Origin of the sequence: Archangium sp. (genome assembly GCF_036389735.1) — a bacterium.
Taxonomy (GTDB): domain Bacteria; phylum Myxococcota; class Myxococcia; order Myxococcales; family Myxococcaceae; genus Archangium.
Map to the genome: position 1 here is coordinate 1 of NZ_DASVWK010000390.1, position 9,933 is coordinate 9,933.

At 66.8% G+C, this 9,933-nt stretch carries 6 protein-coding genes; 2 read left to right on the plus strand and 4 right to left on the minus strand.

Going from position 1 to position 9,933, the window contains the following annotated elements:
• The 4 genes from VF794_RS13895 to VF794_RS13910 all read right to left on the minus strand — a co-directional run.
• The coding region (locus VF794_RS13895; RefSeq protein ID WP_331110544.1) for a GAF domain-containing protein at nt 1-615 on the minus strand (615 nt) is incomplete at its 3' end.
• A 164-nt stretch (nt 616-779) separates the two neighbouring features.
• Nucleotides 780-4,811, minus strand: coding sequence for a metallophosphoesterase (locus VF794_RS13900; protein ID WP_331110546.1), 4,032 nt, complete (start codon nt 4,809-4,811; stop codon nt 780-782).
• Nucleotides 4,812-4,899: 88 nt separating this feature from the next.
• Nucleotides 4,900-5,772, minus strand: coding sequence for a methyltransferase domain-containing protein (locus VF794_RS13905; protein WP_331110548.1), 873 nt, complete (start codon nt 5,770-5,772; stop codon nt 4,900-4,902).
• Nucleotides 5,769-7,109, minus strand: coding sequence for a cytochrome P450 (locus tag VF794_RS13910; protein ID WP_331110550.1), 1,341 nt, complete (start codon nt 7,107-7,109; stop codon nt 5,769-5,771). Before VF794_RS13910 ends, VF794_RS13905 begins: the two co-directional genes overlap by 4 nt.
• Before the next feature lie 99 nt (nt 7,110-7,208).
• Between VF794_RS13910 and VF794_RS13915 the strand changes: the two genes are divergently transcribed.
• Nucleotides 7,209-8,192 carry a 3-oxoacyl-[acyl-carrier-protein] synthase III C-terminal domain-containing protein gene (locus tag VF794_RS13915; protein ID WP_331110553.1) on the plus strand — a complete coding sequence of 328 codons (984 nt, stop codon included), beginning with the start codon at nt 7,209-7,211 and terminating at the stop codon, nt 8,190-8,192.
• 22 nt (nt 8,193-8,214) lie between these two features.
• Nucleotides 8,215-8,826 (plus strand): sterol desaturase family protein, encoded by a 612-nt coding sequence (locus tag VF794_RS13920; RefSeq protein WP_331110555.1) that lies wholly within the window; start codon nt 8,215-8,217, stop codon nt 8,824-8,826.
• Nucleotides 8,827-9,933 lie beyond the last annotated feature (1,107 nt).

Genomic DNA, 9,933 nt, shown 5'->3' on the forward strand with positions numbered 1-9,933 from the left:
CCGCGTGGCGGTCATCTCCGCCGCGTGCCGGGCCCGGCGCTCGGCCTTGTAGGCGCGCGCCACGTCCAGCGCGAGCCCGGCGCGATCCGCCAGCTCCTGGAGCAGCAGCAGCTCGCCGGGCTCGAAGGGGGTCGACTCCGCGTCGCGGTGGACGACGAGCAGGCCCAGTGGGCGTTGGCGCGCGCGCAGCGACAGCAGCAGCAGGTGGGTGGCGGAGGGGGGAGGGCGGCGGGACGGTTGCTCGACCGGGAGCTGGAACTGGGCCTGCTCCGCGGGGGTGAGGAGGACGGGTTGCCCGGTGCGCAACACCGTCGAGGCGACGCCCTCGTCGGCGCGCAGGGGCGAGGCGGTACAGCGCTGGAGGAGGGGGCGCAGCCGCGGGTCCACCTGCGCCGAGGACACCGAGTGCAGCCAGTCACCGTCCTCGGAGAGCAGGCGCACATGGCAGGCCTGGCCCACGCGGGGCACCACCAGCTCGCACAGGCGCTCGAGCACGGTGGTGGGCTCGAGGCCAGCGTCCGCGAGCTGACGAGAGGCGTCGACAAGCAGTGCCAGCCGCTCTGTGTCCGGTGTCCCGGAGTGCTGTGTGCGCGCTTCTCTCAGGCTTGCTCCCACGTGGGTCTCCGCCAGCGGCTCTCGTCGGCCCCATGTGAGCAGAAACCCGGACCCGAGAGAATCCAGCAGGTTGGGCGACCGGGGGACGACCGTCGCGAAGGCGACGGTGGGCCGTATGGGTGACCTGGACGGAGCGTATGGGGGCGGCCCCCGCCAGGACTGGGTCAGGTGGTCGGCTCATGGCCTACTGCCTGGAGTTCAACCCGAAGCCGCAAGGAACGGTGCGCGACTTCTGCCCTGGCGCGGACCTCCAGGTCCGTGGCGCTGGACGCCAGCAGTTCGATGACGAGGCCCCCTTCTTCACCCAGCATCTGCGCGGCCAGGAAGCGTGCTTTCTCGTCGACACTCGTGGTCAGGATGTCTCGGAACACGTCCTGGTACTCCTCTTCCTGGGTGAGTGACATAAACCACATGGCTCTCGCGGCTTGCACACGGCTCAGAGGATGCGCGCTGGGGGACGTCATCTTCCGCAGCACGTCCAAGAACCTGTGACGATCGGCTTCCGAAAGCGCGGCATCGTTGATCCTCCAAACGAGCCTCTGCCGTATCGCTTCAGGTGTCGTCGGAGACTCCATCATCTCCAGGACCTCCATGGGCGTCCGGGTCATGTGCTGGCGCATGTCGCGCCGCAAGAGGGCCTCCTCGCGGACTCGGGACGCAATTATCTGGAGGTCCTCGGTCCTTCCCTCTGATGGGAGGCGCTCCAGGCGCTCATGTACTTGGGTGAAGGCGGACGCGAGCTGAATCAGCTGCTCGATGGCCCGTCGTTTCTCGGAGAGGCTCTGGGCCTGCTCGATCCAGCCCAGAATGGACTCGGCTGCTTCCACGGGCCTCGCGAGTTGCATCAATGTGCTGGTGGTCAGCCTGCGAATGAAGGGAAGGCTCGGGGCGCGGGCCAGAAAAGCCAGCAACTCGGTTTCGAGCTGGGGGTCGCTCCTGCTCATCAGCGCGAGCCCTTGGACGGCCCCGGCCAGCTCCATGCGAGCACTGGATGGATTCCGGAGGACTTCGAGTAAGACCTCACGGACCCGAGGAGTGGGCCTGAAGCTCACGAGGGTCGAGGCCGCACGCACCCTGATCCTGGACGACCGTGAGCCTTCGAGCAGCTCCTCGAGGACGAGGAGCGCCGCCTCGTCGAATTTGCCTTGATAGAGCCTGCCTTCAATGGACTGGAACAACAGGCCGTTGACGAGGCCGCAACGCACCCCTTCCTCGCCATGCAGGAGCAGGTCGTGAACGTAGGTCTCCGGAGGGTTCGCCCTGGTCAGGAGGTGGTAGGTCACGGGTGCGCTCCACTCCTGATTCAAGGTCTCAAGCAGGAACGCCACGTGGTGCTCGGCTGGCAGGGTGTCAAAGGCGCACACATTCGCCAGGATGCGTGTACCAGCCAGGAGCTTGGCTCTCTTCCGTGCCCAGTGGAGCCAATGCTCTCGTTCAGGCCAGCGGGACCCGATCAAGTGGATGACGTCAGCGAAGCTGAACTCCTGTGTACCTCTCAAGTGCTCCATTTCATGCCGTGCGAACTCAGCCAACCGCACCATGAACGTCCGGATCGGCTCGCGATCGAGCTGCCGCACCTCCGCCATGCAGCGCACCGCGAATGCTCCGAAATCGAGCTGCCCCTCGGGAAACACCTCGATCCAGCGAAGGACTGACTGGAGGAGCATCATCACGTTCTCGGGCCGATCCTCTTCGAGCATCCCGCAGACCAGAGTCAGCACCTCCTGCTGGGCCCCATCGAACCAGATCTGGCGGAAGAGGTGCTCGAGCCAGCCCAGGTCGAGCTGCCAACCTGCGAAGCGGGAGCGGATGGCGTCGGCCACGAGGTACTCGAAGAAGGTCTTGTGGACGAAGCCAAAGAGCTGCGCACCGATGCGCGCCAGGATGTAGTTGCGCTCCCGGAGATACCCGATCACGCCATCGGCGTAATGCCGGGCTTGGTCCTGCGTCTTCCCATAGCGCTTCTCGAGGAACTGGCTGGTGAAGCGCAGCAGATCCTCCTCCTGCACGAGGTTGCGGCCTCCCTCGGGCAGTTCGAACATCATCCACCAGGCCAGCTCGCGCAGGAAATCGACCCTGTCCTCCAACTCCAGGTGGAGCTCCGCGCTCGGGGGGAGCCCCTTGTTGGCCTCCCATTGGATGGCCATCAACTCGATGGCCCGGCGGTAGAGGAGGTGCCGCCTCCGTGGCAGCTCGCCCCCCCGGTTGAGGAGCGCGATCAACGTGAGCAGCAACGGGTTCTTGCAGAGCTCATGAACTGGCGGGCTCTCCGTGATGACGCGCTCGAGCCGCTCTCGGCGAGCCACACCGGCTTCGGGGGCCGCCTGGAAGGCTTTGTCATGCCAGCGGGCGATGAACTCCTGGATCCGCGGCTCGTCGAAGTCGAGCAGGGTGCAGACAGGAACTTCCGCAGCCTGGAAGTAGGGTAGGAGGGGCTGGGCTCCGACGATGCGACTGGTGATCAATCCCCGGGACGCTTCTGCCGCACGGAGCCCCAGGATCATCTCGGCGTAACGCTTGCGCGCGAGCCTGTCCGACACCTCGTCCATGCCATCGAACAACCACACCAGCCGGCCTCTCGCACCGAGCTCCCGGAGGACCTCCCCCTGGAGGTCGAGCGCCTTCTCCGCGTGCTCCTGGTCGAGATAATTGAAGAAATCATAGGTGCGGGCCTGCGCCGTCGCGGCCCGGTACCGCTCGTCGAACCGTCGCATCTCCACACGGACGGGGACGAGTTCAGAGGAGAGGTTTTGGAGTTGTTCACCCGGCGCGCAGAGCTTCAGGCACAGCCAGCGGGTGAGCGACGTCTTGCCGGCACCGGGAGCCCCGAGCAGCACCACCCAGGGCCTCTCCGGGTCGAGGAGCACCTGCTCGACGGGGAGAGCCGGGGATTCTTCCCACGAGAACGGCCCGCTCTCCTCCTCGGCCAGCACGTTCGTCAAGGACTCCTCCGGCTCCATTTCCCGTGGCAGGTCCTTGGACGGTGGCGCGAGGCTCACGGCTTGAGGGATGAAGATGTCGAGCAGCGCGAGCCCGCTGGGGATGTCCTGGTCCTCGGCGTGGGTACACAGGTCGTGGAGCGGTTGCCGCTGGAAGGTCGTCGTGACGTGGGCGCGGTAACTTTCCACGACGCGAGCCATGTGGTCCTTCCCCTGCTCCTGCGGAGCCTCTCCGCCGCGGAAGGTCTCGTTGACGTGCTCGAAGGAGACCGGCTCCGCATGGCTCCACTGGTTTCCTTGGACGGAGGCACGGTTGTCTCCGACCCAGCGCTTCTGGTCCGGGGCGTACATCCGGGCACCGTGCCAGATTTGCTCGGGGAGGAGCCGGATGAGCTGGTACTGGTTCGGCACCTCGGGCGGACGAGCTTCCTGGATGACCGAGGCGCTGCCCGTCGAGAGGACGGGCAACCGGGGTCCCAGCCATTCGAGGCGTCCTTCGTGGGTATGACCATGCAGCAGCAGGTTGAGCTCACCGCCGAGGAGCCGCTTCAGGTCATCCACATCGCGGAGGTTCTCCGCGTCGTCGGTGGCCCGCCGCATGACGTTGTGGTGCACAAGGCCAAGCCGCATCCACCCCCGCTCCTTGTAGGTCCGCAGCTTCCTGGCGAACGAACGCAACTGCTCCTCGCCCACCCACCCGTAGTGGTCCTGCTCAAGGTGGCTCTCCTTCAGGGTCGAGTTCAGCCCCGCCGCGACCAGCTTGAGGTCGGGAACCTCGAAGAAGGTCCAGGGCTCCTTCTCGGAGAAGTGGATGCCGGGGAATGCCTCGTAGTACTTGCGGAAGAACTGTTCGTAGTGGCGGAGCTTGGGCCAGTAGGGTGCCTGGGGCCGCTGTTCCTCTGACTCACAAGCCAGGAAGTACGACTCACACGCCTTGCGATTGACGTCATGGTTCCCAGGCACCACCAGGACCCGGTCTCGCGTCAGTCCGAGGAACCCAGCCATCCGTTCGAGGAAGCGCAGGACGTCATCGAACTCGGACTTCAGCCCCCACTCCGTGAGATCCCCCGTGGCCACGAGGAGATCCGGCGTGAGGCCCGACTCCTTCCGGAGTGACTCCAGATCCTCCTGAAGCCGTGTGAGCAGAGTGTCGAGTGAGCCCTCCGGTGTGGTGGCGGAGAGCCGACCGAAGCGGTGGTTCCGACCGAATTGGAGGTCCGACAGGTGGAGGAGGGTGATCGGCCTGGGGGTGGACATCGCCGTGCTACCTCGGAGGCACGAGAGGGCCACACCTTACCGGTTGCCCAGGTCGAGCTGTAGCCCTCACCTGGCCCCCTGCCGCCGCTCACTTCTCCGCGACGGCGAGCACGTAGTCGAAGGACTCCAGCACGTCCCGGTTGTACCCCGGAGACTTGCTGGCCCGTCGCATGAGGGGATTCATGCGAGCGATCAGGTCCGGTTCATCCAACCGCCTGGCGAGCAGCCGCATGTGGGGCTCCAGCACGTGCTCGCGGATGGACGTCACCCGGACATTCCGGAAGCCCGCCGCCTCCAGCTTCACCGCGTAGGTGTCGCGGGGGTAGAGGTTCGCCTTCGGCACATGCCAGATGGAGCGCACCGGGTAGCTGAAGCTCCGGCCCGGCAGGGGCACGATGTCCGCCGCGCACAACCGGCCTCCCGGACGCAGCACCCGCAGGGCCTCGCGGAAGAAGTCCTCGCGTGTGTCGAAGTGGAACGCCGACTCCACCGCGAGCACCTTGTCCACGCTCTCCGCCGGAAGGCCGGTGGTGGTCGCCGAGCCCTCGCGCAAGTCGATGCGGTCGCTCAGCCCCCGCGCGGCGACCCGCTCCCGGGCTCGGGCCACGTGCAGGGGCGTGATGTTCACACCGATGATGGAGCGCGGTTGGTACTGCTCGTACCACCGCAGGTCCTGATCTCCGAAGCCGAACCCCGCGTCCAGCACGGTGTCCTCGCCGCTCAACCCGGCGGTGCGCCCCACCAAGTCCACGAGCGCCGCGCTGGCCTCGTCGAACGTGCGGACCGAGGGCTCCGCCCAATACCCCAGGTTCATGAACAGGCTCTGCTCGCCCACCACGTGGGCCGACCCGAGCAGGCCGTAGATTCGCCGGGCATCCCCACCCGGCAGCAGCAACAACCCCAGGAGCCGCAGCGCCTCGGAGGCGGCGTTCGCGAACCCACGTGCATAACCAGACGTCATGTCCCCACCTCCGCCCCGGCCCGGCGCTCCTCCAGGAGCACGGGCATGCCCTGGGATGTGCTGAGCGTGATTCCCCGGCGGACCACCTTCACCGGAGGCCCCGGGGGGCGGCGCAGCAGGGTGCGCGAGAGGATGGTCGCGAGCACCACCTTCATCTCGTAGAGGGCGAAGGCCATTCCCACACAGCGGCGCGTGCCTCCTCCGAAGGGAATCCACTCCCAGGGCGACGGCCTCACGTCGAGGAAGCGCTGGGGCAGGAAACGCTCCGGCTCGGGGTAGAGCGAGGGCCGGCGGTGCGTCAGATAGATGGAGGCCATGATGCGTGTGCCCGCGGGCAGGTCATACCCGCCGATGCGCATCGGCCGCTGGAGGACCCGTCCCAGGGTGGGAATCACCGGCTGGAGCCGGAGCGTCTCGCGAAGGGTGGCTTCCAGCAGGGGCAGCCTGGCGCCGCGCTCGGCGGGCGAGGTCGCCGCGCGAGCCTCCTCGCGCAGTGCTGTGTGGAGTGCCTCGTCCTTGAGCACCCAATGCCAGAACCAGGCGAGCGCCGTGGCCGTGGTCTCGTGGCCGGTGATGAGGAGTGTGAGGAGCTGATCCCTCAGTTCCACGTCCGAGAGCGGGGTGCCCGCCTCGTCCCGTGCCTCCATCAGCAGCGACAGGACGTCGGCCCGGCGACCCACCCCCTCCGCGCGCCGACGATGGATCTCCGCGTAGAAGAGCGTGTCCACGCGCTCCACGGCTCGGCGGAACCGGCCCCACGGGCTCCAGCGTCCCACGTCCACCCGCAGCGGGCGGAACAGCAGCGCGGGCGTGGAGCCGGAGTCGATGAAGTCGGTGACGGCCTCGGAGAACGCGTCGAGCCGCTCCCCGGTGTCGAAGCCGAACACGGTGCGCAGGATGATGCCCAGGGTCGTCGCCTGGAAGGAGGGATGGATGGGGAACGGGGTGCCCAGGGGCCACCGGTCGATGGCCTCGTGGGTGAGTTGGGCCATCTGCTCCCCATACTGTTGCATCCGCTCGCCGTGCAGGGGGCCGAGCACGAGCCGCCGCTGCCGCAGGTGCTCCGCGCCATCGAGCATCAGCAGGGAGTGGGCCCCGAGGAAGGGCTTCATCACCGCGTTGGACTCCCCCGCGTACAGCTCCTCCGGGTCCGCGCTGAAGATCTCCCGGATGTGCTCGGGGTTGGAGAAGAGCACGAAGGGCCTGATGCCCGCGAAGTGCAGGCGGAACGTCTCTCCGAAGCGCCGCTCCAGTTCCTCCAGGTACTCGAAGGGACGGTGGGCCCAGTTCCAGAGCTGGTAGGCCGGTGGATGGCGGGGGCCCGGCGGTGACGTCATGCGTTGAAGCCTACCAGGAAATCCCTGTCTGACGAACGTGTATAGTTCTTCTGGGTTTGTCGCTTTTCGCCTCGGACCCTCACCAAAGGAAGCAGAGCCATGTCGCTGAAGATCGCAGGGGTAGGCAGGTACCTGCCGCCGCGCGTCGTGCTCAACCCGGAGATCGAAGCGCGCTGTGGACTGCCGGCCGGATGGATCGAGGAGATGCAAGGCGTCCGGGAGCGGCGGTGGATCGTCAAGGAGAGCGCGTCCTTCATGGGGGCCGAGGCGGCGAAGGAGGCAGTGGCCGACGCGGGCCTGGAGCTCAAGGACATCGACCTCATCCTCAACGCCTCGGGGACGCCGCAGCAGGTGATTCCGGATGGCGGAGCCCTGCTCCAGCGTGAGCTCGGCCTGGGCGCCTCGGGCATCCCGAGCATGAGCGTGCACACCACCTGTCTGAGCTTCCTGACGGCGTTGGACGTGAGCAACAGCCTGCTGTCGAGCGGGCGCTACCGGAGCATCCTCATCGTCTCGTCGGACATCTCGTCAGTGGGCATCAACTTCGACAACCCCGAGACGGCCTCGCTCTTCGGAGACGCCGCGGCGGCCGTGGTGGTCGTCAAGACGCCCGAGGGCGAGGGAAGCCGCGTCCTGTCCGCGCGGCTTGAGACGTATGGGGACGACGCGGACCTCACCACCATCCTCGGGGGCGGCACCCGCAAGCACCCCAACGACCCGAACACCCGGCCCCTGGACAACCTCTTCCACATGGATGGACGGCGCGTCTACATGCGCGCGGTGGGGAAGCTGGGGAACTTCCTGGAGAAGCTGCGCCCGGGGCTCTCCGAGGGGCTGGGGAGCATCCAGCTCGTCGTGCCGCACCAGCCCAGCAAGCTGGGGCTGCGCTCGCTGCGCAAGTACAACTTCCCCCCGGAGCAGGTGGTGGAGACGGTGGACAAGCTGGGCAACTGCATCGCCGCCTCCATTCCCGCGACCCTGTATGAGGCCGTCCGGGGTCAGCGGATGAAGCGCGGCGACGAGGTGCTGATGGTGGGCACCGGTGCCGGGCTCTCGCTGGGCGGGCTGATCCTCACCTACTGAGCTCCGAATGGAAACGCCGAGCGTGACGACGAAAACGCCCCTGGGCGTACCCGTGGGCCTCTACCGGGTGGCGGTCTCCCCGTGGCTCATCTGTCCCCTCTACCTCGTGGTGCTCGCGTGGCTGCTGGTGAGCCTGTGGCGGTCGGGGCTGTCCTGGGGGAGGGGAGGGGCACTCGTGGTGCTGGGGGCGATGCTCGTCACGTTCCTCGAGTACCTGTTGCACCGGTTCCTGCTGCACGGCGTGCGGGCCCGCGTCTTCTTCGTGGAGATCCACCGTCGGCACCATGCCTTCCCCAATGAGCTGCTGTACGCGGCGGTGCCCCTGCCCACCAGCCTCCTGCTGCTGGGAGCGAGCGCTGCCGCGGTGTATGGGGTGAGCGGAAGCCGCGAGGCCAGCCTGGCCGTGGCCCTCGGGTTGGTGGTGGGCTACCTCTTCCACGAGCTCACCCACTACCGCATCCACCACGCGAAGCCGCGGACCGTTATCGGCCGGTGGCTGACGGACAACCACCTGCTGCACCACCACCGCGACCCGCGCCACAATTACGGGTTCAGCACCTCACTGTGGGACCATGTGCTGCGCTCGTACCGGGCCCCCGGGGAGGCAGCTCAAGCGAAGCGGCACGGGCGGTGAGCCCCCCGATTCACCCCATCTTGCGAGCCGAGAGCCCGAACATCAGCGGCAGGTCGGGAATGGGCTTGCCCCGGTTACGTGGCTCTCCCGCGGTTTGTGAATCTTGAGCACAGGCGGGTGCACGCTCGAGTGAGGCTGGCTTGCTCGCCGCCCCTGAACCACACGAAGTGCGGGAGAGCCACGAAGTCGGGGCAGGCTCACAATCAATCAAGGCACGCTGTCGGGTTCGCTTGTGAAGAGCGCATGAAAGAGCGTGGTGCTCGGCGGCTGTTTCAGGCTCACGAAGAGCGGAACGGGAACCTCGTTCAGCTCGCGTGAAAACGCTCTGGCCCCGAAGGTTTCTTCGATTTTTCTGGCGATGATCGCCGAAGGAGCCCTCATTTCATCCGGAAGCGAGTCAAGGAAGACCGTATCCGTTCATCCGGTTTTCAATCGGCATTCCAATATTGACGGCACACAGGTAGGTGTCGCCGGTCGTCATCAACCGTCCGACCCAGATTCGGTCTTCTCAACGACCGTGCGGAACCTGAGTTGCGCTCCGATGCAGCCAGAGAGGGCCGGAAGCGTAACGGCTAGCGAGACCAGCGCGAGGAACCGCCCAAGGACGCTCAAGGTGCACCCCCCCTGCGTTCGTTAGAGGCGGCTCCCCATCCTACGGCCACTGAGCTCGGCTGCCTGCCCTCGCGTGTCTCGGATTGTCTCAGCTTGAGAAACGTTCGCCGGTGACATTGCTACAGCCCTCCGGGACGGGATGAACGTCAATGGTGGACGGATGGTGCATCCCGTCCGTCACCGAGCCGACTCCCGGGGCGCTCCGGCTGGACATTGCACTCCGCGCAAGCTCCTCGCGAAGGGCACAGCGTCACTACTGATTTACCCAGCGTGGGTGATTCGCTGCCCACGTTGGGGAAATTCCATGCGCGTTACGTGTCCGCCTGCTCGCTTGCCGATTGCCTTTCCGGGCCTCGGCCCGTGTCTGTCCCTCCTGACACTCGTCGGCCTCGTGTCCGGCTGTGGTGGCTATTACGAGTACGAGGAGTCCGGCCCCTTCCACGACTCCGCTCCCGTGCTGGATACGGCCACGCCTCCGGCGCAGCCCCGGCCCCA